The sequence below is a fragment of the Cohaesibacter intestini genome (assembly GCF_003324485.1).
GTDB classification, from domain to species: domain Bacteria; phylum Pseudomonadota; class Alphaproteobacteria; order Rhizobiales; family Cohaesibacteraceae; genus Cohaesibacter; species Cohaesibacter intestini.
The window spans coordinates 405,252-431,927 of sequence record NZ_QODK01000002.1 but is presented as its reverse complement, the minus strand read 5'-3'; the positions used below and the strand labels follow the sequence as shown (position 1 = coordinate 431,927).

The window sequence follows — 26,676 nt, the reverse complement described above, 5'->3', positions numbered from 1 at the left end:
TTCAGGGTCTAACGGCATTGCAGTGATTGCGTGTTGTCGTGTGACTCGCTAATGTCCGGCAAAAGATATTAAGTGACGTGCAGGTCTTTTCACCTGCATGGATGAGTTTTGCCGGTGATGGCCGGTATGTGAAGCGATCGGATGCGGGCTTTGACCTGCTGATCGTTTCAGTCGAAGGATGGATGCATTAGATCATGTCGGACACCGATTTTATCCGCGAAGTAGACGAAGAGCTGCGCCAAGAGGAAATCCGCAATCTTTGGGACCGTTTCGGGCCTTTCGTTATCGGCTTCGCCCTGCTGATCGTGTTGGGAACCGCTGCCAACAAGGGCTATGACTACTGGAAGGAAACACAGGCGCAACAGTCTGGTGATGCTTTCCTTGCAGCGCTGACCCTGTCCGACAACAACCAGTCGAGCGAAGCCATCGCTGCCTTGGAAAGCCTGAAGGCCGAAGGGTCTGGTGGCTACCCGTTGCTGGCTGAAATGCGGATTGCTGCCGAGAAAGCCACTTCAGGTGATGTTGATGGCGCAATTGCCGGATTTGAAGCGATTGCTGCCAATCCATCCCATGACGCGGTCATTCAGGATCTGGCGCGGGTGCGGGCCAACATTCTGATGCTGGATCAGGGCAAGGCGGATGACGTTATTTTGCAATTGTCTGGCATGATGGATGACAATGGCTTCCGTCACAGTGCGCGTGAGATGGTCTTGCTGGCCCATATCGAAAAGTCCGAATATGACAAGGCTCTGCCCATTGCCGAGCGTATGGTGGCTGATGCGGAAACGCCCTCGCAGATGCGTCAGCGGGCCGAGGTCTATGCCAACTTCCTGCGCTCGAAATTCGCGCCAAGCGAAGGAAAATCCTCATGAAACCAGCTGAGCTGAACCACGGCAAAAGTCTGAAGTCACGACGGGTTTGCGTTTTGGCGTCGATGCTATTGGTGGGATTGGTGACTGGCTGCACCAGCGTTGCGGATCTGGCCAGTGACATCAATCCTTTCTCAAAGAAGGAAGTGCCTTTGCCCGGCACCCGGACGTCGTTGTTTGAAACCGCGGCTGAAATCAAGTCCGAAGACAGCAGCCCGGTTTCTCTTTCCGGTGCCGTTGCCTTCAATAGCTGGGGGCAGGCTGGTGGTCCGGCTACGAACAATCCGCCACATGCGTCTTATAGCGGTCAGGGCAATCGGATTTGGAGCGTCAGTGCGACCATTCGCGGCGGCGAGAGCGATCCACGTGCCGGTGCGCGTCCGGTCTCTTATGGCGGGCGTGTTGCTGTCTACGGGCCGGATGGCAAGGTGTCTGTTCATTCTGCCGCCAATGGCAGCCGGATCTGGTCGACATCCATTCGGCCGGAAAATGAAAAAGGCATTGCCACGGGCGGTGCCGTGGCAATGGATGCCAACCGTGTCTATGCGGCGTCAGGCTTTAGCGAGCTGGTTGCGCTGGAAGGCGGTTCTGGCCGCCGTCTGTGGTCCTTTGCTCTGGATGCGCCGGCCCGCGGCGCGCCTGCGGTGCAGGGCAATGTCGTGCTGGCGGTGACAGCAACCAATTCGATCTATGCGGTCAATGTGTCTGATGGCACCGAGCTTTGGTCTTTCAACGGCATTCCCGAAGGGGCGGGCCTGATTGGCGCTGCGGCTCCGGCGATCAGTGGCAACACTGTTTTGTTTGCTGGCACTTCCGGTGAACTGGCCGCTCTTGATATCAAAACCGGCGAAATGCGTTGGACCGACACCATGGTGCTTGGGAGCCGCCGCTTTGCCGTGTCTGGCATCTCTGCGGTTGCGGGTGGTCCTGTGATTGCTGATGGGGTTGCTTATGTGGCGTCGGTCAGTGGCAACATGGTGGCTTTCCGTCTGCGTGATGGTGAGCGGCTTTGGGAACGCAATATCGGTTCGAGCCACGCGCCAGTCGTCAACGGCAACAGTGTCTTTGTGCTTGATCTGGATGACCGGATCTTTGCGCTCAATCGCAAGACAGGCAAAATTCGCTGGTCAAACCAGTTGCCGTCCATTAGAGAGAAGAAAAAGCGGTCGACTTGGGCCGGTCCAGTACTTGCCGGTGGTAGCCTTTGGGCTGCGTCTAGTGAAGGACAGCTGGCAGCCGTCAGCCCGCAAACCGGGCAGGTTAAGCTGAACAAAAATACCAAGGATCCTGTCTTCATTGCGCCGATTGCGGTGGGTGGTCGTCTGATCACCCTTAGTGGATCGGGGCGTTTGTCCGGCTATAACTGATCCGGACTTGTCTGACGGACAGTCATCATTGTCTTGATTGATCAGGTCCGCCCGTCCCGCCAAATGCGGGGAGGGCGGGCCTTTCCTTCAAGGCTCGAACAAGAATAAGAAGTGCCCTGGGTCCGGTCCGGGGTTTTGTGTTATCTAGCGGGCTGAGACGGCGCAAGGTTGCGGTCTTCCCCGTTGGCGTTCCCGACAGGCTGTTGCCAAGCAGCGCCGGATGGTCGGGACGGAAAGCGTTTTGGAAACGTTATGAAACTGAATGTGGCCATTGTTGGCCGACCCAATGTCGGCAAATCCACTTTGTTCAACCGTCTGGTTGGCAAGAAGCTTGCGCTGGTTGATGACCGGCCCGGTGTTACCCGTGACCGCCGCGAGAGCGAAGCTCGGATCGGTGATCTGACGATCAACATCATTGATACCGCCGGGCTTGAAGTCGCCGAGGAAGATGCGCTTGAAACCCGCATGCGTCTGCAGACCGAGGAAGCCATTGCCTTGGCGGATGTGGTTCTGTTCATGATGGATGCACGGGCTGGCATCACACCGATGGATGAATATTTCGCCAAGATGGTGCGCAAGGCAGGCAAGCCGACGATCCTGTTGGCCAACAAGTCCGAAGGTCGGGCATCTGATGCGGGCTTTTATGAAGCCTTTGCGCTGGGACTTGGCGATCCTGTGCCTCTGTCCGCCGAACATGGCATCGGCATTTCCGATCTGTATGAAGCATTGCTGAAATATGAGGAAGAAAAACTGGCGGCTGCCGGTCCGCTCAATGATCAGCTCGACAGCTTGCTTGCCGAGGAAGACGGGCCACAGGTTGATGTCGTTATCGAGGATGATGAATCCGAAGCTCCGCTTTATGATCCGACCAAGCCGCTGCGCGTGGCGATTGTCGGGCGTCCCAATGCGGGAAAGTCGACGCTGATCAATCACATGATTGGTGAGGACCGCCTGTTGACCGGGCCGGAAGCGGGCATTACCCGCGATTCCATTTCGGTCAATTGGGAGTTTCGTGACCGCAAGATCAAGCTGTTTGATACCGCTGGCATGCGCAAGAAAGCCCGGGTGCAGGAAAAGCTTGAGAAATTGTCAGTGTCCGACGCTCTGCGTTCGATCCAGTTTGCCGAAGTGGTGGTTGTCACGCTTGATGTGACCAAGCCCTTCGAAAAGCAGGATTTGCAGATTGCCGATCTGGTGCAGCGCGAAGGCCGGGCCATCGTGATCGCTCTCAATAAGTGGGATCTGATCGAGAATCCACAGGAAGTGATGGCTGATCTGCGTGAGAAAGCGTCCCGCTTGCTGCCGCAGATGCGCGATGTGCCGATGGTGCCGATCTCCGGTCTGACGGGCAAGAATCTTGACCGTCTGATGCAGGCCGTTCTCGACATCTATGAAATCTGGAATCGCCGGATTTCGACCTCCCGGCTCAATCGCTGGCTGAATGATGCGGTTGGCTCACACCCGCCTCCGGCTGCTGGTGGTCGGCGCAACAAAATTCGCTATGCCACCCAGATCAAAGCCCGTCCGCCGACTTTCGTGGTGATGTGCTCGCGGCCTGAAGCCCTGCCGGATAGCTATACCCGCTATTTGCTCAACGACTTGCGGGAAAGCTTTGATATTCCGGCTGTGCCCGTGCGGATGCTGATGCGCAAGGGGGACAACCCCTATGCCGCGAAGGCAGCAAAGCGGAAAATCCAGTAAGAAAGGCGTCGGGAGGCGCAAGTGTTGTGAAGCAGTCTGTTGTTGCCGCTTTCGTGGTTGGTCTTGTCTGCGGGATCGTGCTTTGGCCTCTGGCGCTTCTGAAGGCACCCGGTGCGTGGCAGATTGCCCAGCAACAGGTTTGCCAAATTGTTGATGGTGGCCGCTGGGTTGCCAAACCCGGCCTGTGTGTGAAAGCCGATTGCTACCTGAACGGGACCTGTGGTCAATGGGCGGCTTTGCCTGCCAGCGTCTGCAGCTCAGTTGCGCAAGGAGACAATCTGGCAAAGGCCTATTTCGAAATGGGTGAACCGGTGAGCATCAGTGATGATGCCTATCACTGGCGCTGGCATGCAGCGAGTGACGAGGGCCCGATCGCCGTCGTTGATGGAGAGCGTATTGCCGCCTTCACATGCAGCCCGCCAGATGGTCTCGCGTCCTCCCAGACGGATGGCGGCTCGTTGTTTGGCAATTTCAAGCTGCCTTTTTCCGATAAACGCGGGAATATAATGGACTGAATCTGCTGTCTTTCTGTTCTTTTATAACAAAAAGACTCACAGACTTTTCCTGTTTATGCGCTTACATCTATGGAAACGTGTAGTTCAGATGTGTATAACAACGTTTCGACCGGCCTGATATCGGATGAATGCTTGGGGCCGGTCTTTTTGTCCGCCAGGTTTTCCTGGCACTCAGTAAAGAAAAAGAGGGTACTATGAGCAAGACTTGGACCCCGGACAGCTGGCGGTCGATGCCGATCCTGCAAGTTCCGGACTATCCCGACCAGGAGGCAGTAGACGCTGTTGAAGGTCGCCTTGCAACCTATCCGCCTTTGGTCTTTGCTGGCGAGGCCCGCAAACTGCGCAAGCAGCTGGCCCGGGTTGCTGAAGGTGATGGTTTTCTGCTCCAAGGTGGCGATTGCGCCGAAGCCTTTTCAGAGCATCACCCTGACAACATTCGCGATTTCTTCCGCGTATTCCTGCAAATGGCTGCGGTGCTGACTTTTGCCGCCGCATCGCCCGTGGTCAAGGTTGGCCGCATTGCAGGGCAGTTCGCCAAGCCGCGTTCCTCGCCGACAGAGACTGTTGACGGTGTGGAACTGCCAAGCTATCGCGGCGACATCATCAATGGCATCGATTTTACCGAAGACGCCCGTATCCCTGATCCGCACAAGATGGAGATGGCTTACCGGCAGTCAGCGGCGACGCTGAACCTGTTGCGTGCTTTCGCGCAGGGTGGCTTTGCCAATCTCGATCATGTCCATCAATGGACCATGGGCTTCCTTGCTGACAGCCCACAAGGCCACCGCTATCAGGAACTGGCAGATCGCATCACCGAGGCTATGGCTTTCATGCGCGCCTGTGGGGTGGAGCCATCGCAGACGGAAGCACTGCGTTCGACCGATTTCTTCACCAGCCACGAAGCCTTGCTGCTTGGCTATGAAGAGGCCTTCACCCGGGTTGATTCGACGTCTGGCGATTATTATGCCACCTCCGGCCACATGCTGTGGATCGGGGACCGCACCCGCCAGATCGATCATGCCCATGTGGAATTCTTCCGTGGCATCGAAAATCCGATCGGTCTGAAATGTGGCCCGTCGCTTGATCCGGACGATCTTCTGCGTCTAATTGACGTGCTGAACCCGGACAACGAGGCTGGCCGCCTGACCCTGATCACCCGCTTTGGTGCAGACAAGGTTTTTGATCACCTGCCTGCTCTGGTCAAGGCCGTGAAACGGGAAGGCAAAAAGGTCGTCTGGTCCTGTGATCCGATGCATGGCAACGTGGTCAAGGCGAACAATGGCTACAAGACCCGTCCGTTCGAGCGGATCCTGAAAGAAGTCGAGAGCTTCTTTGCGGTTCACCGATCTGAAGGCACCTATCCGGGTGGTATCCATGTGGAGATGACCGGCAAGAATGTCACCGAATGCACTGGTGGCGCGCATGAGATCACTGAAGATGATCTGACCGATCGCTACCACACCGTTTGTGACCCACGCCTCAATGCCGATCAGGCACTTGAGCTGGCCTTCCTGATTGCCGACAATATCAAGAAAGACCGGGAAGAGCGCAAACAGGCTGCTGCCAACGTCGCGTGATCAATTTGATCCTGCTAATAATACAAAAAGCCTGACTTAACGGTCAGGCTTTTTTTGTTGTGCCTTTTGCTTTTGGGTGAACGGGCCTGATCGGGAAGCAGTAAAAGACAACAAAGATCTGGAGATTGATATGACCCTTGCTCGATTTTATCTGTTGATGTGTTTGGTTGGTACGCTTTGGCCGTGGGTCCATTTCGCTGATTTCTTTTCCTCTCACGGCGCTGACTTTGCGTTGTTCTTTGCTCAGATGGCCCCCACTGCTGTGGCCAAGGGACTGACCGTGGATATCAGTCTGTCGATCCTCGTTTTCTGGGTTTGGTCCTTTGTCGATGCGCGCCAACTGAGTGTGAGAAACTGGTGGTTGGTTCTGCCTGCGACACTTTGCGTTGGATTCTCGTTGGCGCTGCCTTTATATCTCTTCTTGAGAGAGAGTAAGGCGTAAGCCTTGCATTGTTGAGATGATTGTGCCCGGCAATTGCCGGGTCGTGTGTCTGCAGCTCGGAATGGATGCCTGTCGTGCAGGCAAGTTCCGGTGCTGCTTCCAAGACAGGAATAAAGCGCGTGACCGATAAGCTCACATTCAGCCTTGCCCAACTCAATCCGATCTTGGGCGACCTTTCTGGCAATGCTGCCAAAGCACGGGCCGCCCATACGGTCGCGTCAGAGCAGGGGGCCGATTGCCTCGTCTTGACCGAGTTGTTCATTTCTGGCTATCCGCCAGAGGATCTGGTGTTGAAACCAGCCTTTCAGGTGGCCTGTCGGGCGGAAGTCGAAAAGCTTGCAGAGGTTACCGAAGGCGATGCACCAGCGATCCTGATCGGCACGCCGTGGGTGCATGATGGCAAGCTCTATAATGCGGTTTGCCTGCTTGATAATGGCGAAGTCCAGACCGTGCGTTACAAGGCCGATCTGCCCAATTATGGCGTGTTTGATGAGAAACGGGTTTTTTCTGCCGGGCCGATGCCGGGGCCGATGTCCATTCGGGGCGTGGCTGTGGGTGTGCCCATTTGTGAGGATATCTGGGATAGCGATGTTTGCGAATGCCTGATGGAGACAGGTGCTGAACTCCTTGTGGTGCCAAATGGGTCGCCGTTCAATCTCGACAAATGGGACATTCGCCAGCAAGTGGCGGTCCAGAGGGTGGTCGAGACCGAATTGCCGCTCATCTATGTCAATCAGGTTGGCGGGCAGGATGAGTTGGTGTTTGACGGCGCGTCCTTTGCCTTGAATGCAGACCGCTCGCTGGCGACACAAATGGTTGGCTTTGCCGAGGATCAGCAGGTGGTAACCGCTGTGCGCGGGGAGCAGGGTTGGCGGCTGGAAGGGCCGATCGTTCCTGTGATGGATCGTGATGCCGGCGCATGGTCTGCCTGCATGTTGGGCTTGCGCGATTATGTCAACAAAAACCGCTTTCCCGGTGTTGTTCTGGGCCTGTCGGGGGGGATTGATTCTGCCATATGCGCCGCTTTGGCCGTGGATGCCTTGGGGGCGGACCGGGTGCATTGTGTGATGCTGCCCTATCGCTATACCTCGGAGGAAAGCCTCAAGGATGCGGCTGATTGTGCCAAAGCCCTTGGCGTGCGCTATGACATTGTCGACATTGCCGAGCCGGTGGATGGCTTTGCTCATGCCCTCTCAAGCCTGTTTGACGGCACGACGGAAGGGGTGACGGAGGAGAATCTCCAGTCGCGCGCCCGTGGCACCATCCTGATGGCGATCTCCAACAAATTCGGCCATATGGTCGTGACCACCGGCAACAAGTCCGAAATGTCGGTTGGCTATGCGACGTTGTATGGCGACATGAATGGCGGCTACAATCCGATCAAGGATCTTTATAAGATGCAGGTCTATCACCTGTCTGCTTGGCGCAATGCCAACAAGCCGGACGGGACGATGGGGCCGGGTGGTGAGGTGATCCCGACCAACATCATTTCCAAGGCTCCAACGGCAGAATTGCGCGAGAACCAGACAGATCAGGACAGCTTGCCGGAATATCCGGTGCTCGATGACATTCTTGAATGTCTGGTCGAGAGGGAAATGGCGGTCGATGAGATTGTCGAACGGGGTCATGACAAGGCTCTGGTCCATCGCATCGAGCATCTGCTCTATATCGCTGAATATAAGCGCCGCCAGTCGGCGCCGGGGGTCAAATTGTCGGAAAAGAATTTCGGGCGCGACCGCCGCTACCCCATTACCAACGGCTTCCGGGACCGCAGCTGACGTTCCGACCGTTTCCAGACTTTAAAGGAAGATCGCCTGATGGCTGAAATCGTTCGCTTCGCTCCGTCTCCGACGGGCAATATTCATATTGGCAATGCGCGTACGGCGCTGATCAATTGGCTGACCGCTGTCAAAAGCGGCGGGCAATTCATCCTGCGGTTTGATGACACCGATCAGGAACGCTCCAGGCAGGAATATGCCGACGGTATTGCAGCAGATCTCGACTGGCTTGGGATCAAGCCTAACCGGGTGGAAAAACAGTCGGCCCGGATGGCGACCTATGATGAAGTGGCCGAGAAGCTGAAGGCTATGGGACGGCTTTATCCCTGTTATGAGACAGCTGATGAGCTGGACCGCAAGCGCAAGCGCCAGCGAGCCCGTGGCTTGCCACCGGTTTATGATCGGGCCGCCTTGGAGCTGACAGAGGAACAAAAAGCCGGCTTTGAGGCCGAAGGCCGTCGGCCCCATTGGCGCTTCCTGCTCGATCACAAGACCGTCGCCTGGCAAGATGGTGTGCGCGGTGAGCAAAGCATTGAATGCGACAGCGTGTCCGATCCGGTGCTGATCCGCGAAGATGGCACTTACCTTTATACCCTCCCATCGGTGATTGACGATATTGATATGGGCGTCACCATGGTGATCCGCGGTGATGACCATGTGACCAACACGGCGGTGCAGATCCAGCTGTTTGAATTGCTTAGCGGCAAGGCTCCGGGCTTTGCCCATCACAATTTGCTGACCAGTGCGACCGGCGAAGGACTGTCGAAGCGTCTTGGGTCCCTGTCGATCCGCACCATGAAAGACGAGGGCTACGAGCCTTTGTCGGTCGCGATTTTTGCGGTTCTGATCGGAACCTCCGAACCGGTGCAGCCGCTTGCTGATATGCAGGCGCTGGCTGATCTGTTTGCCCTTGATAAGGTGTCGCGCAATGCATCGAAATTCGATATGGCCGACCTTGGGCACCTCAATGCGCGCATCCTGCATGAGAAGAGCTATGCACAGGTGAGCGACCGTCTGGCGGCTTTGGGCGTTGCGGGTGGCGAAGAATTCTGGCTCGCCGTGCGTGGCAATATCGAGCGGCTGCCCGACGCCAAGGGCTGGTGGGATATTGTTGACAAAGGCCTGCCCGAAGATGCGGTTGCCAGATCAGAAGATGATTCAGATTTTTATGCCAAGGCCTTGGAATTGCTGCCCAATGAGCCATGGGATGGTACGACCTGGAAGGCCTGGACCAATGCGGTGAAGAGCGAGACCGGGCGCAAGGGCAAAGGTCTGTTCATGCCGCTGCGGGTGGCCCTGACCGGACGGTCCCATGGACCAGAACTGGCGGCTTTTCTGCCTATTCTTGGGTACCAAAAAACTTCGGACCGACTATCCTGATGGAGCGACCATCAGCGGTGTGCACGACGCCTTTGTCGGAGCGCACCTCTGGTGGTTTGTAAGGCGCAAAGGCAACCCCCAAGCGCTGGGCGGCACGGGTGTCCGGGTCAACCATGATGCTCTGTTTGGGCATTGGCAGTGGCACGATTGGACCTGTGGGGGCTGCATTTTCAGGCTCTGGCCGAATGGCCGGGTTGGCCGGTGTTGTCGGCAGCGAGGGGGCACTGTCGCCAGCGATCGAAGCCAGTTGGCTTTGCGGGGCCTGACAGCTGCAATTGGAAACATATTCCTTCTGATAGAGGAAGGCTGTTTCGAGCGAATTGTAGGGGCGTCCGCTCAGGGATCGCATGTCCTCGGGCGTCTCGCCGGGATTTTGATAGATATACAGCTCAACATCGGCGCCGGGGCAGCGTGACTGACAGGTATTTTCATCACGCTCGAAGCTGCCTTGGGTGGTGGAGAAGCTGACCGGGAAGAAATAGCCGTCACAGGCCCGAACGCAGACCGTCTTATAGGTGCCGACTTCCGGGATGTCCCGATCATCATAGCCCCATTGTCTGCTGAGATTGCTCTCACGGGTGCGGAAAATCGAGCCAAACAGGCCACGGCGCTTTTGGACTGGTTCGGCGCGAGCAAAGCGGTCATATTGCTGGCCACAGCCCGCATTGCCCAGCTCACGCAGGATGCGGGCTTTTTCCAGACCATTGTCTTGCGGGGCTGATGGCGCATAGCGTGCGCGCTTTTGCTCCAGAGCGGCGAGATTGCGCTGCATCTTGTCAATGCGCTTCAACAAAGCCGGGCAACTGGCCTTTGGCGAGCGGCGAAACAGGAAACCACGCCGACCGGTGCAGCTGTCCCGTTTGGCCAAGCGGTTGGCATTGTCCAGCTGTGCCAGCTGCTTGTGGACGGCGGCGTCATATTTCTCGAAATTGCGGTTGGAGCGGGAATGTTTGGCGCGTTGCATCCGGGCCAGTTCGCCCTCCAGTTGGGCGCAATGCTGGGCAATGGTGACCCGTGACACGGTCTGCGCGCTGGCATTCGGAGCATTCATCACACCCGCCGATATCGTCATCAGCGCAAAGGTCAATCCGGCAATCTTGGTTCGCAGCGTCAAGGTCATCATCCGCTTTCAGGACGTCTTTTGGCCCGCAGGTAAGGGCTCTTGCTGGTTGGGGCAGGGAAGGGCGCTCAGGCAATGAGAGCGACAGCACCCTTTTGCTGATTTGAATCCAGAATCACCCCAGAATGAGGCGAAATTATTGTCCTTTTGTTTCATCAAACAGTTTCACATGCAAATGCCATGATCAAAAGTGACAAGACACTCACAGGCAGTGTGGGGGGCGACGTTCTGTCTCCGGCATCAGTCTTTCTATTGATGCCCCTTTTCCCCTTGGGGAAAGTGCGCTAAGAGAGCGACAAATCCCAATGGCGCTTCTGGTTCGTAATATGGGCTGAGGAGCAAAGCGGCTACGACCAGTCGCCAAGACGAACGGAAAAGTTGATGATCACGGATGTTGAATTTCGCCAGGCCCTTGGCACCTTTGCCACAGGCATCACGGTTGCCGCTACCCTGGACAAGGATGGTCAGCCACATGGCCTGACCGTGAACAGTTTCAACTCCGTCTCCCTGGATCCGCCGTTGGTTCTGTGGTCCCTCAATAAGCAGTCCCATCAGCTTGATGTTTTTGCGGAGAGCGGTTTTTACGGCATCAGTATTCTGGCCGAAGATCAGATGGAGATTTCCAATCGCTTTGCCGCGATGATCGAGGATCGTTTTGATGGCATCAACTGGCAGGCGGGGGGAACCGGTGCGCCGTTGCTTGATGGGGCTCTTGCGACCTTTGACTGCAAGGTCGAGCAGATTGTCGAAGGGGGTGACCATATCATTTTGATCGGACGGGTGCTGTCGGTCACAAAACGGGACGCCGCACCTTTGCTCTATCATGAGGGCGCTTACAAGAGCCTTGGCTCTGCTCTTTAAAGACCATTTCTTAGCCTGCGAAAAAGCCTCTGTCAGATCTCAATCCGACAGAGGCTTTTTGTTTGGCTTTGCCACACAGCAGCGTTTTAGTTGGCAGCGATACCGTGCTTTTTCCCGAACAATTCGGAATAGTCGACGGCCACTTGGTATTTGGGATCTTCAATCACCGAAACTTCGATGAACTTGTCGGCTTTTTGCAGCAACTCGCGGCAGTCCGGTGACAAGTGGCGCAGATGCAGCTTTTTGCCTTGTTCGTCATATCTGGTGGCAAGGCTGTCTATGGCCTGAAGCGCGGAATGGTCCCAGACGCGGGCAGATTTGAACTCGATAACCACATCCTCGGGATCGCTTTTCGGGTCGAACAGCTCTTGAAAGCTGGCAACAGAGCCAAAGAAGAGCGGGCCGTGCAATTCATACACTTTCCAGCCATGCTCTTCGACGCCGACTTTGACGTCGATGCGTTTGGCGGCTTCCCAGGCAAAGACCAGAGCGGAAACAATCACACCAACGACCACGGCGACAGCAAGGTCGGAATAGACGGTGACGCAGGTCACAAGAATGATGACGAAGGCGTCATGGCGGGGAATGCCGCGCATGATTTTGAGGCTGCGCCACGCGAAGGTGCCGATGACAACCATGAACATCACGCCGACCAGAGCCGCGAGCGGGATCTGTTCAATGAGGCCCGAGGCAAAGAGGATGAAGGACAGCAGGAACAGGGCTGCGGAAATGCCGGACCAGCGGGTGCGGCCGCCGGATTTCACGTTGATCATCGACTGACCGATCATGGCACAGCCGCCCATGCCGCCAAAGAAGCCGGTGACGACATTGGCTGCGCCCTGTGCGATGCTTTCCTTGGAGGCTCCCCCATGGGTGTCAGTCATTTCCGACACGAGATTAAGGGTCAGCAGGCTTTCGATCAGGCCAATGGCCGCCAGAATGGCTGCATAAGGGAAGATGATCTTCAGGGTCTCAAGGGTGAAGGGAACCATTGGAATGTGGAATTCAGGCAGGCCGCCGGCGATGGTGGCTAGATCGCCAACACGCGGAATATTGAGATCAAGGCCAATCACCAGCATGGAGACGCCTACAATCGCCAACAGAGGGGCGGGAATTGCTTTGGTCACCTTAGGCGCAAGCCAGATGATGACCATGGTCAGCACCACAAGGCCGAGCATGGTGTAAAGGGGGGTGCCGGTCATCCAGACCAACTCTCCAGCGGCATCCTTGACCTTGAACTGGGACAGCTGTGCCAGACCGATGACGATGGCAAGGCCATTGACGAAGCCGAGCATCACCGGATGGGGCACCATGCGGATGAATTTGCCCCAACGCATGATGCCGGCGGTGATCTGAAGCAAGCCCATCAGCACGACGGTGGCGAACAGATATTCCACGCCATGATTGATGACCAACGAGACCATCACGACGGCCAGTGCGCCAGTGGCACCGGAAATCATGCCCGGACGACCGCCGAACAAAGCGGTAATCAGGCCGACGATAAAGGCAGCATAGAGGCCGACCAGTGGATGGACCTGCGCCACAAAGGCAAAGGCAACGGCTTCAGGTACGAGGGCCAAAGCCACAGTCAGACCGGACAGCGTGTCTGTCTTGAGCTGTTTTGGGGACATCATATTGGCTAGGCGCGCGCTCATACCCGTCGGGGTAGCGGTTTCCATTGTCATAAGGGTTCCTGTTCGGGAAATGGCATTCAAGCCGAGCAATGTGGTCGGCGAATACGTAAATCAACTAATTTAGAATTCTTCTAACGGACTGATGTGTGTATTGCAAGGCCGCGAACGCCCGAATTTCATGCATGGCTGCAATGAAACTGCCTCATGGCTGTGCGTTTGTTCTTGTCTTGCCTATCTCAGGGTCGCAATTTGATCTGCATGACTTATATCTGAACCAATAAGGGACTTCGCTTTCGCGTGCGAATATTGACGAACCGGCCATATCGGCCTGTTTATCAGATGCAAGCATTATGCGAGTCGATACTGCCAAACCAGTAGCAAAACAGGATTAGACTATGTTTCGTTCATTGATGGGGGCCTGCCTTGCGCTGGCACTTGGGGTTACGTCAGCCATGGCTGCTGACGGGCCGGACTTGATTTTCAAGAAATCGACGGTCTGGAAGTTCCTGACCCCGGATCACAAATTGGCAACCTATGCCATTGACGACCCTCTGATTGACGGGGTTGCCTGTCACTTCACCGTGCCGGAAAAAGGTGGCATTTCAGGGATGTTTGGTGTGGCTGAGGAAGTCTCCGATGCGTCGCTGGCCTGTCGTCAGGTTGGTCCCATTTCTTTCAAGGAGAAGTTTGAGCAAGGGGACGAAATGTTCCGCACGCGTCGGTCGCTTCTGTTCAAGAAAACCCGCATCGTGCGCGGTTGTGACTCCAAACGCAACGTGCTGGTTTACTTGATTTATTCGGACAAGCTGATTGAAGGCAGCCCGAAAAACTCCACTTCCACCGTGCCGATCATGCCTTGGGGCAACAATGAGGCGTCGCGCTGTGGTGACTGGCTGAAATAGGTTTGGTTGCCTACCCTTTAGCGTGCCTCGAGCGGGTGGACTGCTTCCGTCAAGATGCGGCGAAAGAGGGCTTGCAGCTGCGCGATGATGTCCTCGTCTGAGGCAGTATAAATATGGTCATCCAGCTGGTTGACCCTGCGAACGATACGAAGGCTGTTGGTGAGAAAGACACCATCAGCCTTTTTCATGTCGTCGAGGGTGAGGCTTTGCTCCTTCGCTTCGCACCCAATATTCGCGGCATAAGCAAGGACCTTGCTGCGCAGGATGCCTGATAGTAGGCCATCTTGGGGCGGCGGGGTGACGAGATTGTTGCCAAAGACGGCAAAGACATTGCCGATGGTGGTGCAGGCAACCTTGTCCTTGTTGTTGAGCATCAGGGCGTCGCCTGCGCCTGCTTGTGATGCCTCTTTTGCCGCCAATATGTGATCGAGATAATTGAGGCTTTTGAGACTGGCAGAGGGGGAGCCTTCATTCTTGCGGATGGCGCTGGTGATCAGGCTGAGGCAGTCAAAGGCCATGCTGTCGGGATAGGGGGCCACGCTGGCAAAGGCGAAGCCGGGGCTTGCTTCTGCGGGCACAAGACCACGCCCACCCTGTGTGCGGATCACGGTCAATCGCAGGATGGCATTGGTTTGCGCGTTGACACGGCTCAGCTCCTGAACGATGGCGTCTAGCGCCGCCGCCTTCTGCGCGATGCCAAGACGATGGGCGCTGGTCAGCAGGCGGTTGCGGTGTTCTGGCCACCAAATTGGTGCGCCTTTGAGGATTGGCAAGGTCTCAAAGATTCCATCGCCGAGCAACAGACCGCGATTGTCGAGTGCGATCTTTGCTGCTGTGGCCTCTTCGCCGCGCAGAAGGGTATCATCGATCCAGACGGCTTTTGTAAAGCCGGAATGCGGGTCAGTCATCAAGCTCCTCCAGAAAATGCTTCAGCAAATCGTGGCCATGATCGGTCAGGATCGATTCCGGATGGAATTGCAGCCCATGGGTCTGGTGGGTCCGGTGGGAGAGCGCCATGATTTCTCCCGCTTTTGAGCGGGCGGTGATGCGCAGCATATCAGGGACCGTGTCCGGAGCAACGACCAGCGAGTGATAGCGACCAACGCGCAAGGGATTGGGCAGGTTTGCAAACAGGCCGTTGCCATCATGGGAAATCTGACTGGATCGGCCGTGCATTGGTTCAGCTGCGTGGGTGATGGTGCCACCGAAGGCCGCGCCAATGGCTTGATGGCCAAGGCAGATGCCAAGGATCGGGATGCGACCGGAAAAGGACTTGATCAGGTCGATCATGATGCCGCCATCCTCCGGTCTTCCCGGCCCCGGAGACAAAAGGATGCCATCTGGGTCAAGGCGAGCAATGTCATGAAGGCTCAAGGCATCGTTGCGATAGATGGCGACCTGCTCGCCCAGCTCTTCGCAATAGCGGGCCAGATTGAAGACGAAGCTGTCATAATTGTCGAGAATGAGGATCATGAACCGTCCCGACCCACAGGCTTGCTTCGGGCTTCAATCGTGTCTCGTTCCGCTTCAACCGAGGTACCCAAACCGCGAAAAAGGGCAGCGGCTTTGTGTAGGCATTCCTCATATTCCGCAGAGGGATCAGACAGGATCGTGATGCCTCCACCCGTATGAAACTGCACCTTGTCATCGCGGAAGGTCACGGTGCGGATCGCTATGTTGGTATCCATTGCGCCATTGAAGCCAAGATAGCCGATGGCACCACAATAGACGCCACGCGGCAGGTCCTCCAATTCTGTGATGATTTCCATGGCGCGAATTTTTGGTGCGCCTGTGATGGACCCACCGGGGAAGGTTGCACCCAGCAGGGAGACGGCTCCCAGCCCCTCTTTCATCTCACCTGTGACAGAGGAGACCAGATGATGCACTCTAGCATAGCTTTCGAGGGTGCAGAGGTCCGGCACCTTGATCGTTCCGGCCTTGCAAACCCGTGACAGGTCGTTGCGCATCAAGTCGGTGATCATGATGTTCTCGGCTCGGTCCTTGTCGCTGGCTTGCAATGTCGCCGCATGGTCAGCATCACGGGCGGGGTCGGTCAAATCCCGTGGGGCCGTGCCCTTGATCGGTCGTGTCTCGACACAGCCTTTCGCATCCAGCGTTACAAAGCGTTCCGGCGAGCTGGAGGCAATCACATGATCGCCGCAGTCCAGATAGGCGGCGAAGGGGGCAGCGTTTTGCCTGCGCAGCTGGAGATAATAGGCAAGGGGGGAGGCGGCATCTCCTGCTGGCAAGCAAGCGCTGAAACATTGGGTGATGTTGGCCTGAAAGATGTCGCCATCGCGGATATGGGTACGGGTCTTCTCAATAGCCGCTTCAAAAGCCTGTCGGGTGAAATTGGAGCGCCAGCCGGTGATTGCGGGTGGGGTGTCGTTCGAGTTTGACGGGTTGCTCGGGTTTTGCAGCAGATCCCGAAAACATTTTAGCCGCAAACGGGCGCGTGCGGCGCGGGCTTCTCCCCGCTCCGGATAGCCGGACGACAGGATCCAGGCTCGATCACGCGGTGCTGCATCCGGACCATCGGCAAAATGGTCGACCGCTAGAATGACATCATAAAAGGGCAAATGCAGATCGGGCAGTCGGTCTTGATCTCGGCTGGTGGTTGGCAAATGCTCCAGCAAACGGCCCGCTTCATAGGCGAAATAGCCGATGGCGCCGCCCTGAAATGGCGGAATGTCTGCCTCTACCGAAGTCAGTTGATGCGTGTCGAGGGCCTTTTGCAGTGCGATCAACGGGGCATCCGGCAGTATATCGCCGTTCCAGAAGGCCTTGTCATCACGGGAGGTAAGAATGCCGAAGGGATCTGCCGCCAAATAGGAGTAGCGTCCCAGTTTGCCGGACGGGGCAGCGCTGTCGAGAAAAGCAACATGGGGCAAGTCGGCAAGGGCTGTCAGGCACCGGGCCAGAGAGGGCGGAGCAATTTCCTTGATAAACGGGGAAGGTCGTGCCCCGAGATCGTTGCTGAACATGGACTTCGGTCAAACCTTGTCGGCATCTGTCGTCAGACCTGTGGCCATTTCGACAGATGCTGTCCTCAAGATCTAAATCAGACCTTTCGGCTCTTGCGTGGATGTGATGCGGCTGATCCTAAGGCTGACAGAAGCTCTTATGCAAGACCGAAAGCACTTCCTCGACAACCGGGCTGGCGAGGGAATAGTAGATCGTGGTGCCTTCACGACGGGTCGTGACGACGCTTTGGGCGCGCATCAGGGCCATGTGCTGGGACACGGTTGTCATGCGCAGGCCGGTTTTCTCGGCAAGGGTGCCGACATTCTGTTCGCCATCAATAAGTTGGCACAGAATGAGGAGACGAGGGCCGGATGCAAGGAGTTTTAGAAATCCTGCCGCCTCTTCTGAATTTTTTTCCAGGTCTTGAATGTTCATATTCATGTCAGGGTCTCTAGCTCCGGGAGCTCTTGGGTAGACTGATTTTTCGGACGTTTTTTAGTCCGCTTGTCCGCCATACCCCTCCTTCTCCTTGGTGTCGTGTGACAATAGGTCTCCGGTCATCTTGGGACATTACTATACCGATGGCTTAGTCGAGTGAAGCTGTTTTCGCGGATTCCCGTCATTTTTTGTGGTCATTGGTCCACAATTTGGACAGCCCTAGTTACAAATACTAAGCAATTGGACGTTGGAAGCTTAAACGATTATTCAGTTTATCGCGCAGGAAATTGATTGCCTGTGAAGAACGTGACCCGGTTGTTCATGATAAACAGAATCACCCTGTCTGAAAATGGAAAAGCTCCTGACAATGAAGTCAGGAGCTTCCATGCGGCAAAGAGTGGGTGCGACTGGTTCGGGCATAAATGCCCATGGGATGGGTTCTTTGCCGTATTCGATTGCCAGTGTGAGTGGCGAAAATGAAGGTCTCATCAAGCCGAACCATTGTGATCCTGATTGATGAAAACACCATACGAAATGCGGGCTGAACGAAGTCTGAGGTGATCATTCATCTTCGGTTCATGTTGATGAATGGTGATGGTTTGGATGTGTAAAACCATTTTTTCTGACCGCTTTCTCGTCCGTTTTCGGTTCCAAAGTTGCGCGGCATCTTGCAGATATTGCGGGTTGATGCGTGGATAGCGCGCTTTATTCTGCTGTTTGGCGGCTTTGGACGGTTGACGCGCCACGACAATTTGGCCATTGTGGCGGCCATGAAAACGGATCGTCCTACCAACTGCTGCATTATTGGTTCGATTATTATCCACTAGCATATCGCTGGCTGGAGCCGTTTCGCTCATCCCTACAATATCTTGAAACGATTTCCGGCCAACGCCCGATGTGCGGTTGTTGTTCTGGCATGTCCGGTATTTTGCATTCCGGGCCGCGCCAAGGTAACGATGCGTTTGAAATTGAAGACTTTTTCTGCACGAATTGCAGATACAGATTGGGAATGGGTCAATGACCAAACATGCCGAACAAGCAAAGCTGACGCTTTACAATAGCCTGACAAAGCGCAAAGAGGCTTTCGAGCCGATCGATCCGAACAATGTTCGCATGTATGTCTGTGGACCCACCGTCTATGACACGGCCCATATTGGCAATGCCCGTCCGGTCGTGGTGTTTGACATGCTGTTTCGTCTGTTGCGCCATACATATGGGGCCGAGCATGTGACCTATGTGCGCAACATCACCGATGTGGATGACAAGATCAATGCCAGGGCGGCCGATCGCGGCATCTCCATTCGCGAGCTGACCGAGGAAACAACGGCGCTCTATCATGCGGATATGGATGCATTGGGCGCCATGCGCCCGACGATCGAACCGCGGGCGACCGAGCATATCGATGAAATGCTATCGATGATCGGCACCCTGATCGAAAAAGGCCATGCCTATGCTGCCGAAGGCCATGTGCTGTTTGCGGTTGATACGATGAAGGATTATGGCGAATTATCCGGTCGCTCCATCGACGACATGATTGCTGGCGCGCGAGTCGAAGTGGCCCCTTACAAGCGCAATCCGATGGATTTCGTTTTGTGGAAGCCCTCCAAGGAGGGCGAGCCGAGCTGGCCGAGCCCGTGGGGCGCGGGGCGTCCGGGCTGGCATATCGAATGTTCTGCCATGAGCGAGAAGCATCTGGGTGAAGAGTTCGACATTCATGGGGGTGGGATCGATCTGACCTTCCCGCATCATGAGAATGAGATCGCCCAGTCTCGCTGTGCCCATGGCAATCACACCATGGCTCGGGTCTGGATGCATAATGGCTTTGTTCAGGTGGAAGGGGAGAAGATGTCGAAATCGCTTGGCAATTTCACCACCGTGCATGACCTGATCGATCATTGGCCGGGGGAAGCGATCCGGCTGGCCTTGCTGACCACCCATTATGCCAAGCCGTTCAACTGGACGGCGGACGGGGTGCGTGAAGCCAAGAAAATCCTTGATCAATGGTATGCCCTGACGGCTGATGTCGAGGCATCCGTACCAGATGAAGCCGTGATTGCCGCGTTGGCCGACGATCTCAATACGCCCAAGGCGATTGCCGAACTGCATGGCTTGCGCAGCAAAGCGCAAGGCGGGGATCGCGAGGCAGCGGCACGGTTGAAGGCCAGCCTGCAGCAATTGATCGGTGTGTTGGCGCAAGATCCGAAGGACTGGGCCAGCTGGCGTCCGGCGGATGCCGCCAAGGTGGATGAAACAGCCATTCAGGCGCTGGTGGATGAGCGGCTGGATGCCCGCAACAACAAGGACTTTGCCAAGTCTGATGAGCTGCGCGATACGCTTGCCGCCATGGGTGTGGCCTTGAAAGACTCCAAGAATAAAGAAACGGGGCAGTTTGAAACAAGCTGGACCCTGAAAGACTGAATGTAAGGAACCCGCAATGGCGTCATTGCGGGTTCTTCTCTACCCACCTTCCGGAAACAAAGACAATAAGGGGTGGGTGGCAATTGCGGGCTCTAAAAGCCCAAACGACGATCGCAAACACCAACCAGACTGCAATTCAGGACCCAAATCAATGACCAAAGAACGTCTCTATCTGTTCGATACCACGCTGCGCGATGGTGCTCAGACCAACGGCCTTGATTTCAACGTTGAGAACAAGATTGTCATTGCCCGCATTCTTGATGAGCTTGGGGTGGATTATGTGGAAGGGGGCTATCCCGGTGCCAATCCGACGGATGATGCTTTTTTCACCGAGAAGCGGACGGAGAAGGCAACCTTCACCGCCTTTGGCATGACCAAGCGGGCCGGGCGGTCGGTGGAAAATGACCCCGGCGTGCAGGCTCTGATCAATTCTTCCGCCGATGCCATCTGTTATGTGGCAAAGAGCTGGGACTATCATGTTGACGTGGCGCTCGGCTGCACCAATGAGGAAAATCTCGAAGGCATCACCGACTCGGTGAAGGCGGCGATTGCGGCGGGCAAGGTCGCGATGGTCGATTGCGAGCATTTCTTTGATGGCTACAAGGCCAATCGCGACTATGCTCTGGCCTGCGTCAAGACCGCTTATGAGGCCGGCGCGCGCTGGGTGGTGTTGTGTGATACCAATGGCGGCACCATGCCGCATGAAGTCTTTGAAATCATGCAGGATGTGACGCAGCATGTGCCGGGATCCCATCTTGGCATTCACGCCCACAATGATACCGAGCAGGCGGTGGCCAACTCGTTGGCAGCGGTGCGCGGTGGGGTGAGGCAGATTCAGGGCACGCTGAATGGCATTGGTGAGCGCTGCGGCAATGCCAATCTGGTGACCTTGATCCCGACCTTGAAATTGAAGCCGGAATTTGCTGATCGTTTCGAAGTTGGCGTTAACGACACAGGCTTGAAAAGCCTGACGATGATTTCGCGCCAGTTTGATGATTTGCTCAATGAAGCGCCGGATCGGCATCAGCCTTATGTGGGCGAAAGTGCCTTTGCGACCAAGGCCGGCATCCATGCCTCGGCTATCCTCAAAGACCCGCATACCTATGAACATGTGGCGCCGGAACAGGTGGGTAACAGCCGCCGGGTTTTGGTCTCCAATCAGGCAGGCCTGTCGAACCTGATCGATGAATTGGCCCGGATGGGGATCGAAGTCGACAAGAAAGACAAGCGTTTGCCGGACCTGTTGGCCATCGTCAAGCAGCGCGAGGCGGAAGGCTATGCCTATGAGGGGGCGGGCGCGTCGCTGGAATTGCTGGCGCGGCGGCATCTGGGCAGTGTGCCGGATTATTTCCGGGTGGAAAGTTTCCGCACCGTCGTCGAGCGCCGCTACAATGCGATGGGCGATCTGGTGACCATGTCCGAAGCGGTCGTTAAGGTCGAGATTGATGGGGAGACGCGCATGTCGGTGGCCGAAGGGCAAGGTCCGGTCAACGCGCTTGATATCGCGCTTCGCAAGGATCTGGGCACCTTGCAGGACAAGATCGAAAATCTGGAGCTGGTCGATTATAAGGTGCGCATCCTGAATGGTGGCACCAGCGCTATCACCCGCGTGTTGATCGAAAGCCGGGATGGGCAGGGACATCGCTGGTTTACAGTGGGTGTTTCGGAGAATATTGTCGATGCTTCTTTCCAAGCTTTGGTGGATTCTGTCACCTACAAGCTCTTCAAATATTCATGACTGCGTGAGGGGCCGGGGTTCGGTCTGCTCGGATAAAGTGAGGACCCTGTGTCTCAACTGCCAAAAGATAGCGGCGGGCCATCGCCCATGGCCAGCGTCCAGAGTGACGATGCGTCCCAACGGGAGACGCGGCTGGGTCTGTTGGCGGCCATCGGTGCCTATGGGTCATGGGGGATTCTAACCCTCTTTTATGCTCATCTGTCCCATGTGCCGCCGATGGAAGTGGTATCACATCGGGTTGGCTGGTCGCTGCTGGTTCTGTCGCTGTTTTTTGTCTGGCGCAAGCGTTGGGGTGAGGTCTGGCAGATCTTTCGCACCCCGCGAACCTTGCTGATCCTGCTGGCGACCAGCGTGCTGATTTCGGTCAACTGGCTGACTTACATCTGGGCAGTCAGCAACGGACAGGCAACGGAAGCCAGTCTTGGCTATTTCATCGTGCCTCTGGTCAATGTGGCAATGGGATATGTGATGCTGTCCGAGCGGTTGTCTCGCTTGCAAGGCGTGGCGATCGGCTTGGCGGTGGTTGCCATCGGCTTGCAGCTCGCCTTGCTTGGCACTTTGCCGATTGTTTCGATGACGGTGGCCGTGACCTTCGGAATCTATGGCTATTTGCGCAAGATCGTGCCTGTGGGGGCCAATCTCGGTCTGCTGATCGAGTTGATCCTGATTTCGCCCTTTGCCATCGGCTTTCTTATTTATGTGCATGGCATGGGCGAGGGGCATCTGATCGGTTATGGCACCAAGACAACCATGTTTCTGCTGCTGACGGGCCTTGTGACCTATCTGCCGCTGCTATGGTTTTCGTCTGCAGCGCAACGCCTGAGGATGGCGACCATTGGCGTGCTGCAATATATGAACCCGACTATCCAGTTTCTGGTGGCGGTGTTCGTGCTGGGTGAGACGGTCTCGACGAGCAAGCTCGTTACCTTTGCTCTGATCTGGTTGTCGGTGCTGATTTATTGCTATGACGCCCTGACGGCGTCGCGCCGACAGAAGAAGAAACCGACACCTCTGCAAGTCTAGTTGTTTTTGGGCAGCAGTAGCCAGATTGCACCAGCCAGCATGACCAGACCGCCAATGCGGCGCATGTCGATGGGCTGCGGCTCCTGTCCGGTCCAGCCGAAATTGTCGGCCAGCAAAGCGAGGGCCATTTGGCCAAAGATGATCAATGGCACGGCGGCAGCAGGGCTGACATGGCCGAAGGCATAAGCTGAGCCCGTGACAATCACCACACCTGCCAAACCGCCAATCAGTGACAGGCCGATGCGGGACATGTCGAGCGGGGCGACGGTGAAATTACCGGTCGGATAGAGCAGGGTGAGGAAAAAGGCGCCGAGCAAACCGCCGGCAATCAGAATGACAAGGCCGGTGCTGATCGCATTGTCTGCCATGCTCATACGTGCCGCAAAAATCCCCTGCACACCGACAAAAATGCCAACGGCGAGGGCCGAAAGGGTGCCCATCAGGGCAAACTGGTTCATGATCGTTCTCGACTGTCTCGGGGGCTTGATCGCGGCCAGACATTGCGGGCTGCTTCAAGGCGGCAGCAATCGGTCGATTGTGCCCGGGTTCGGCATAGACCACGAAACCAGCGCGGCCAATGCGCCATATCAATTTGATGCAGAAAAGGCATCGTTTGCGGTGGATAGGATCGCAAAATTAGTCCAAAGGATCACAGCGCGATCATAGTCGTTTCAAATCGTCGCTGTCATGACCCACGCCAATGGCGCTGTCCGGCACTGCGGCAGCCGCTTCGATTAGTCGTGGGACGATGTCCTCGGCTCTGCTTGCAGTCAGAAAACCAACTTCCATGCCGTCGCGAATGAACTCCTCATTGCGCATATGATTGAGCAGCACGGTCAGGGGATCCCAGAAGCCGTTGATGTTGGCCAGCAGAACGGGCTTCTTGTGACGCCCAAGCTGGGCCCAGGTGAGCATTTCAACCAGCTCTTCCAAAGTGCCGATGCCGCCGGGCAGGGCGACGAAGGCCTGAGCATGATTGAACATCATGCGTTTGCGCTCATGCATGTCCTCGGTGATGATCAACTCCTGCACATCATCGAGCATTGCCTCGCGCTGTTGCAGGAAGCCCGGAATGATGCCGGTGACCCGACCGCCATGGTCGAGGACACTTTTGGCCGTGATGCCCATCAAGCCAACCGAGCCGCCGCCATAGACCAGCTCAATACCGGCTTTCGCCATGCTTTGGCCGAGGGTTTCAGCGGCCTGAGCATAGGCCGGATCGTTACCACGGCCAGAGCCACAATAAACGCAGATTTTTTCAAGTTTTGCCATGAAATCTGTGTCGCATTGGATGGGGGCCGGGTCAAGAAAGTTGCGCCGCTTTCCCCACGCAATGGTATTTGGAGCGGTTTCGGTGTCATTCTGGGCGCAAATCGCCAGATTCCGGCCAGTTGCAAGGGGCAATTGCTTGCCCGACAGGGAAAAACAGGTTAATCCAAACTGGCAAATAAAAGGAATCCGCCGCTTTCGCGCTCTTTAAGCAGATTGAACAAGGCTCTGTGCTAACGACAAAAATGATAATGGGCGGTAGTATCTAATAGCCCTGTGCAATCTCTTAAGTGACACGATAGTCTGGATGGACCGACGCCAAAAGTGGCGTCAAACAAGTGTGATGGAACTATGAAGCCTGCTGCTCTTTTGATGGCCGTTGGTGGTGGCGTAATTGCCGTTGCTCTCGGTGTGTTTGTCTTTGCCGATCAATTGGGATTGGGAAACAAGACGACGCCTGAAAAACCCGCCGTGACCGAAACTGCCATGCCGTTAGAAAATGCGGCCAAGGCTCCAGACGTGGACGAGCCGAAAACCGACGAAAAGCCAGCTGTGCAGCCCGAGGCAAAACAGCCTGAGCCCGCACCGGTCAAGGAGGTTGCCGAGAATAATCAACCGACGGATGCCGAGCCAGCGGCCACAGAGCCGGCAAAGGCGGCAGAACCGGACGTCACATCCGAGGCCAAACCCGAGGCACCGGCCCCTTCTTTCGATGTGGTTCGTGTCGAGCCCAATGGGGAGACTCTTGTTGCTGGCAAGGCCAGCCCGGGCTGGCTGGTTGAGCTGAAAAATGGCGAAGAGACGCTTGCCAAGGCAGTTGCCGATGCCAATGGTGACTGGGTGATGCTTCTTGCTGAAGCGCTGGAGCAGGGCGTTTCTGATTTGTCGCTGATGGCTTCTTCGAAAGATGGTGCCAACACGGTAGCATCGACCAGCAATGTAACGGTAGCCCTGCCGGAAGATGGCAGCGGTGAGTTGCTGGTTATTGAGACAGCGCCAGGTCAGGCTTCCAAGGTGCTGGCAAAGCTTGCGGCACCAAAGGCAGAAGCCCCGAAGACCGAGCCAATGGTCGCGCCTGCGCAACCAGAGGCAGCGGTTGAGCCAGAAAAGACGGCTCAGGCAGCTGACCCTGCGACCTCCGAGGCCTCGGATCCTGCTGTCGAGGCAGCAAACGATGACACACCTGCGGCTCCTGTCGAGCAAGCCAAAGCGCCAGTTGAAGAGACCAAGCCAGAGGTTGAGAAACCGACTGCTGTGATGAGCGAGGCGAAGGACGAAGCCAAGGCACCTGTCGAGCCTGTCGTTGAGGTGAAGTCAGAAGACTCTGCCGCCGAGATGGTCAAGCAAGAGGAAAAGCCTGCCGAGGAGCCGAAAGAGGTGGACCCAGAGGCAGCGTCATCCAATCAACTCGTCTCGATCGAGGCGGTCGAGATTGAAGGCGATGTTCTGTTCATTGCCGGGGCTGCGGAGCCTGCCGGGTCGATTGTTCGTCTTTATGTTGACAATCGTGCGGTGTCCGATCAGCGCAGTGGTGAGACCGGGCGCTATTTGTTTGATGGCAAGCTGAAACTGAATGCCGGGGAGCATCGTGCGCGCGTCGATCTGCTCGACACCAAGCGTGGCGTTGTCGCCAAACGGGCCGAAGTCGTGTTCACCAAAAAGGCATCTGCACCGGTTGAGAGTGAAAGCAAACCTGCTGTGGTGGCCGAAGCCGACCCTGCTGGTGCGACGAGCGATACACCAGCCCCAGTCAGCGAAACGCCGGCTGCATCTCAGCCTGTTAAGACCAAGAAGGTGATCATTCGCCGTGGTGACAATCTGTGGGAGATCGCACGTCGCGTCTATGGGGCAGGGATTCGCTATTCCACCATTTATGACGGCAATATCGAACAGATCCGCAATCCGAATCTGATTTATCCGGGCCAGGTGTTTGAACTGCCGGAAGGTGAAGATGGATGGGAACGCAATTTTGATGCGGTCGAAGCGCCTCCCGAAGGTGCCGCGGATGCAATGGATGGCGCTGACGCCACAGCGAATAGCCCTGCCAATGGTGGCTGATTGAGCATCTCTTTTTCGTCAGTTCTGGTCTTTCGAGATTCAGGATTTGATTCAACAAATTCCATTAAGCCCGCCTTCTGGCGGGCTTTTTGCTGACTGTCGTTTTATCGTTTTTTTACGATAGATCCTTGCGAGGTGATCTAGACTCTGTTATTCATCGAAAAAAAACGATAAGACTCATGTGGCCAGATCTTCAAGGGGACGCGCGTGACAGATCAGGATATTTGCTCTCGGACCGGGTTGCCTGTCGATGCGGCCGGGCATCGTTGCTGCCACCCGAATGGCGAGCTTGTGCAACTATACAAAGCCTTGGCGCATCCGGTTCGATTGATGATCCTGACGCGGTTGGCTGCCGACCATCATCGCTGTTGCGGTGACATTTGCTCCGAGTTGCCGTTGGCGCAATCCACCGTTTCGCAACATCTCAAAGTGCTGCGCGAGGCAGGCTTTATCGAGCATAAGGCCTGCGGTCAGCATTCCCACTACAAACTCAACGCACAAGGCATCGCTTTGCTGAAAAGCCAGAGCGAGCAATTCTTCCAATCTCTCGATTCTGCGTCACACGTCTCCTGACCCTTTTCGTGTGGTGGCTGCCCTTTGTGGGGTGGTCGCAGGCTCGAAG

24 protein-coding genes are annotated in these 26,676 nt (G+C 56.1%); 15 read left to right on the top strand and 9 right to left on the bottom strand.

What is annotated here, in order from left to right; all coding sequences use genetic code 11:
- Positions 1 to 194: 194 nt before the first annotated feature.
- The 8 genes from DSD30_RS07425 (at position 195) to gltX (ending at position 9,629) form a co-directional block, all read left to right on the top strand.
- Positions 195 to 872 (top strand): DUF2659 family protein, encoded by a 678-nt coding sequence (locus DSD30_RS07425; RefSeq protein WP_114009022.1) that lies wholly within the window; start codon positions 195 to 197, stop codon positions 870 to 872.
- Positions 869 to 2,236 carry an outer membrane protein assembly factor BamB family protein gene (locus DSD30_RS07420; RefSeq protein WP_114009021.1) on the top strand — a complete coding sequence of 456 codons (1,368 nt, stop codon included), beginning with the start codon at positions 869 to 871 and terminating at the stop codon, positions 2,234 to 2,236. Before DSD30_RS07425 ends, DSD30_RS07420 begins: the two co-directional genes overlap by 4 nt.
- A gap of 252 nt (positions 2,237 to 2,488) precedes the next feature.
- Complete coding sequence (der, locus tag DSD30_RS07415) at positions 2,489 to 3,937, top strand: ribosome biogenesis GTPase Der (protein ID WP_114009020.1); 1,449 nt, start codon at positions 2,489 to 2,491, stop codon at positions 3,935 to 3,937.
- Between the two features lie 26 nt (positions 3,938 to 3,963).
- Positions 3,964 to 4,452, top strand: a complete 489-nt coding sequence (locus DSD30_RS07410; RefSeq protein ID WP_114009019.1) for a hypothetical protein — start codon at positions 3,964 to 3,966, stop codon at positions 4,450 to 4,452.
- 194 nt (positions 4,453 to 4,646) lie between these two features.
- The gene (locus DSD30_RS07405) at positions 4,647 to 6,029 is read left to right on the top strand and encodes a class II 3-deoxy-7-phosphoheptulonate synthase (protein ID WP_114009018.1); all 1,383 of its coding nucleotides are present in this window, start codon (positions 4,647 to 4,649) and stop codon (positions 6,027 to 6,029) included.
- Positions 6,030 to 6,159: 130 nt separating this feature from the next.
- On the top strand, positions 6,160 to 6,471 hold the full coding sequence (locus DSD30_RS07400) for a DUF2834 domain-containing protein (protein WP_114009017.1): 312 nt from the start codon (positions 6,160 to 6,162) through the stop codon (positions 6,469 to 6,471).
- Positions 6,472 to 6,536: 65 nt separating this feature from the next.
- Positions 6,537 to 8,249 (top strand): NAD+ synthase, encoded by a 1,713-nt coding sequence (locus tag DSD30_RS07395; protein ID WP_114009016.1) that lies wholly within the window; start codon positions 6,537 to 6,539, stop codon positions 8,247 to 8,249.
- Positions 8,250 to 8,288: 39 nt separating this feature from the next.
- Positions 8,289 to 9,629: a glutamate--tRNA ligase gene (gene gltX, locus DSD30_RS07390; protein WP_114009015.1), complete on the top strand. Its 1,341-nt coding sequence runs from the start codon at positions 8,289 to 8,291 to the stop codon at positions 9,627 to 9,629.
- Here the strand turns inward: gltX and DSD30_RS07385 are convergent.
- Positions 9,589 to 10,749: a DUF2865 domain-containing protein gene (locus DSD30_RS07385; RefSeq protein WP_157967606.1), complete on the bottom strand. Its 1,161-nt coding sequence runs from the start codon at positions 10,747 to 10,749 to the stop codon at positions 9,589 to 9,591. The two genes, gltX and DSD30_RS07385, sit on opposite strands and share 41 nt — an antisense overlap.
- 381 nt (positions 10,750 to 11,130) lie before the next feature.
- Between DSD30_RS07385 and DSD30_RS07380 the strand changes: the two genes are divergently transcribed.
- Positions 11,131 to 11,610 (top strand): flavin reductase family protein, encoded by a 480-nt coding sequence (locus tag DSD30_RS07380; RefSeq protein WP_114009013.1) that lies wholly within the window; start codon positions 11,131 to 11,133, stop codon positions 11,608 to 11,610.
- A gap of 86 nt (positions 11,611 to 11,696) precedes the next feature.
- Here DSD30_RS07380 and DSD30_RS07375 read toward each other — a convergent pair whose 3' ends face one another.
- Positions 11,697 to 13,265: a SulP family inorganic anion transporter gene (locus DSD30_RS07375; RefSeq protein ID WP_114009012.1), complete on the bottom strand. Its 1,569-nt coding sequence runs from the start codon at positions 13,263 to 13,265 to the stop codon at positions 11,697 to 11,699.
- A 374-nt stretch (positions 13,266 to 13,639) separates the two neighbouring features.
- On the opposite strand from DSD30_RS07375, the gene DSD30_RS07370 reads away from it, so the two are divergent.
- A complete protein-coding gene (locus DSD30_RS07370) occupies positions 13,640 to 14,146 on the top strand; it encodes a CreA family protein (protein WP_114009011.1) in 507 nt (168 codons plus the stop codon).
- Between the two features lie 17 nt (positions 14,147 to 14,163).
- Here DSD30_RS07370 and DSD30_RS07365 read toward each other — a convergent pair whose 3' ends face one another.
- The 5 genes from DSD30_RS07365 to DSD30_RS07345 form a co-directional block, all read right to left on the bottom strand.
- Positions 14,164 to 15,054, bottom strand: coding sequence for an aminotransferase class IV (locus DSD30_RS07365; RefSeq protein WP_114009010.1), 891 nt, complete (start codon positions 15,052 to 15,054; stop codon positions 14,164 to 14,166).
- Positions 15,047 to 15,619: an anthranilate synthase component II gene (locus DSD30_RS07360; RefSeq protein ID WP_114009009.1), complete on the bottom strand. Its 573-nt coding sequence runs from the start codon at positions 15,617 to 15,619 to the stop codon at positions 15,047 to 15,049. Before DSD30_RS07360 ends, DSD30_RS07365 begins: the two co-directional genes overlap by 8 nt.
- Entirely contained in the window at positions 15,616 to 17,130 is a 1,515-nt protein-coding gene (gene pabB / locus DSD30_RS07355) for an aminodeoxychorismate synthase component I (RefSeq protein ID WP_114009008.1), read from the bottom strand. Before pabB ends, DSD30_RS07360 begins: the two co-directional genes overlap by 4 nt.
- Before the next feature lie 118 nt (positions 17,131 to 17,248).
- Positions 17,249 to 17,545: an ArsR/SmtB family transcription factor gene (locus DSD30_RS07350; protein WP_114009655.1), complete on the bottom strand. Its 297-nt coding sequence runs from the start codon at positions 17,543 to 17,545 to the stop codon at positions 17,249 to 17,251.
- A gap of 491 nt (positions 17,546 to 18,036) precedes the next feature.
- Positions 18,037 to 18,405, bottom strand: a complete 369-nt coding sequence (locus DSD30_RS07345; RefSeq protein WP_114009007.1) for a hypothetical protein — start codon at positions 18,403 to 18,405, stop codon at positions 18,037 to 18,039.
- A 160-nt stretch (positions 18,406 to 18,565) separates the two neighbouring features.
- Between DSD30_RS07345 and cysS the strand changes: the two genes are divergently transcribed.
- The 3 genes from cysS to rarD all read left to right on the top strand — a co-directional run bounded on the left by cysS (position 18,566) and on the right by rarD (position 22,727).
- Positions 18,566 to 19,966 carry a cysteine--tRNA ligase gene (gene cysS, locus DSD30_RS07340; protein ID WP_114009006.1) on the top strand — a complete coding sequence of 467 codons (1,401 nt, stop codon included), beginning with the start codon at positions 18,566 to 18,568 and terminating at the stop codon, positions 19,964 to 19,966.
- A gap of 151 nt (positions 19,967 to 20,117) precedes the next feature.
- Entirely contained in the window at positions 20,118 to 21,704 is a 1,587-nt protein-coding gene (gene cimA / locus DSD30_RS07335; protein ID WP_114009005.1) for a citramalate synthase, read from the top strand.
- Positions 21,705 to 21,791: 87 nt separating this feature from the next.
- A complete protein-coding gene (gene rarD, locus DSD30_RS07330; RefSeq protein WP_114009004.1) occupies positions 21,792 to 22,727 on the top strand; it encodes an EamA family transporter RarD in 936 nt (311 codons plus the stop codon).
- Here the strand turns inward: rarD and DSD30_RS07325 are convergent.
- Positions 22,724 to 23,185 carry a DMT family transporter gene (locus tag DSD30_RS07325; RefSeq protein ID WP_114009003.1) on the bottom strand — a complete coding sequence of 154 codons (462 nt, stop codon included), beginning with the start codon at positions 23,183 to 23,185 and terminating at the stop codon, positions 22,724 to 22,726. The genes rarD and DSD30_RS07325 overlap by 4 nt on opposite strands.
- A 202-nt stretch (positions 23,186 to 23,387) precedes the next feature.
- On the bottom strand, positions 23,388 to 23,999 hold the full coding sequence (locus DSD30_RS07315) for an LOG family protein (protein ID WP_114009654.1): 612 nt from the start codon (positions 23,997 to 23,999) through the stop codon (positions 23,388 to 23,390).
- A gap of 348 nt (positions 24,000 to 24,347) precedes the next feature.
- Here DSD30_RS07315 and DSD30_RS07310 point away from each other — a divergent pair, with 348 nt between their 5' ends.
- Both DSD30_RS07310 and DSD30_RS07305 read left to right on the top strand, forming a co-directional pair.
- Complete coding sequence (locus DSD30_RS07310) at positions 24,348 to 26,054, top strand: LysM peptidoglycan-binding domain-containing protein (protein ID WP_114009001.1); 1,707 nt, start codon at positions 24,348 to 24,350, stop codon at positions 26,052 to 26,054.
- Between the two features lie 207 nt (positions 26,055 to 26,261).
- The gene (locus tag DSD30_RS07305; protein WP_114009000.1) at positions 26,262 to 26,627 is read left to right on the top strand and encodes an ArsR/SmtB family transcription factor; all 366 of its coding nucleotides are present in this window, start codon (positions 26,262 to 26,264) and stop codon (positions 26,625 to 26,627) included.
- Positions 26,628 to 26,676 lie beyond the last annotated feature (49 nt).

Coding starts and splice junctions, on each gene's coding strand:
- DSD30_RS07425 (WP_114009022.1), top strand. CDS start 195: ATGTCGGACACCGATTTTATCCGCGAAGTAGACGAAGAGCTGCGCCAA.
- DSD30_RS07420 (WP_114009021.1), top strand. CDS start 869: ATGAAACCAGCTGAGCTGAACCACGGCAAAAGTCTGAAGTCACGACGG.
- der (WP_114009020.1), top strand. CDS start 2,489: ATGAAACTGAATGTGGCCATTGTTGGCCGACCCAATGTCGGCAAATCC.
- DSD30_RS07405 (WP_114009018.1), top strand. CDS start 4,647: ATGAGCAAGACTTGGACCCCGGACAGCTGGCGGTCGATGCCGATCCTG.
- DSD30_RS07400 (WP_114009017.1), top strand. CDS start 6,160: ATGACCCTTGCTCGATTTTATCTGTTGATGTGTTTGGTTGGTACGCTT.
- DSD30_RS07395 (WP_114009016.1), top strand. CDS start 6,537: ATGCCTGTCGTGCAGGCAAGTTCCGGTGCTGCTTCCAAGACAGGAATA.
- gltX (WP_114009015.1), top strand. CDS start 8,289: ATGGCTGAAATCGTTCGCTTCGCTCCGTCTCCGACGGGCAATATTCAT.
- DSD30_RS07385 (WP_157967606.1), bottom strand. CDS start 10,749: ATGACCTTGACGCTGCGAACCAAGATTGCCGGATTGACCTTTGCGCTG.
- DSD30_RS07380 (WP_114009013.1), top strand. CDS start 11,131: ATGATCACGGATGTTGAATTTCGCCAGGCCCTTGGCACCTTTGCCACA.
- DSD30_RS07375 (WP_114009012.1), bottom strand. CDS start 13,265: ATGAGCGCGCGCCTAGCCAATATGATGTCCCCAAAACAGCTCAAGACA.
- DSD30_RS07370 (WP_114009011.1), top strand. CDS start 13,640: ATGTTTCGTTCATTGATGGGGGCCTGCCTTGCGCTGGCACTTGGGGTT.
- DSD30_RS07365 (WP_114009010.1), bottom strand. CDS start 15,054: ATGACTGACCCGCATTCCGGCTTTACAAAAGCCGTCTGGATCGATGAT.
- DSD30_RS07360 (WP_114009009.1), bottom strand. CDS start 15,619: ATGATCCTCATTCTCGACAATTATGACAGCTTCGTCTTCAATCTGGCC.
- pabB (WP_114009008.1), bottom strand. CDS start 17,130: ATGTTCAGCAACGATCTCGGGGCACGACCTTCCCCGTTTATCAAGGAA.
- DSD30_RS07350 (WP_114009655.1), bottom strand. CDS start 17,545: ATGAACATTCAAGACCTGGAAAAAAATTCAGAAGAGGCGGCAGGATTT.
- DSD30_RS07345 (WP_114009007.1), bottom strand. CDS start 18,405: ATGAGCGAAACGGCTCCAGCCAGCGATATGCTAGTGGATAATAATCGA.
- cysS (WP_114009006.1), top strand. CDS start 18,566: ATGACCAAACATGCCGAACAAGCAAAGCTGACGCTTTACAATAGCCTG.
- cimA (WP_114009005.1), top strand. CDS start 20,118: ATGACCAAAGAACGTCTCTATCTGTTCGATACCACGCTGCGCGATGGT.
- rarD (WP_114009004.1), top strand. CDS start 21,792: ATGGCCAGCGTCCAGAGTGACGATGCGTCCCAACGGGAGACGCGGCTG.
- DSD30_RS07325 (WP_114009003.1), bottom strand. CDS start 23,185: ATGAACCAGTTTGCCCTGATGGGCACCCTTTCGGCCCTCGCCGTTGGC.
- DSD30_RS07315 (WP_114009654.1), bottom strand. CDS start 23,999: ATGGCAAAACTTGAAAAAATCTGCGTTTATTGTGGCTCTGGCCGTGGT.
- DSD30_RS07310 (WP_114009001.1), top strand. CDS start 24,348: ATGAAGCCTGCTGCTCTTTTGATGGCCGTTGGTGGTGGCGTAATTGCC.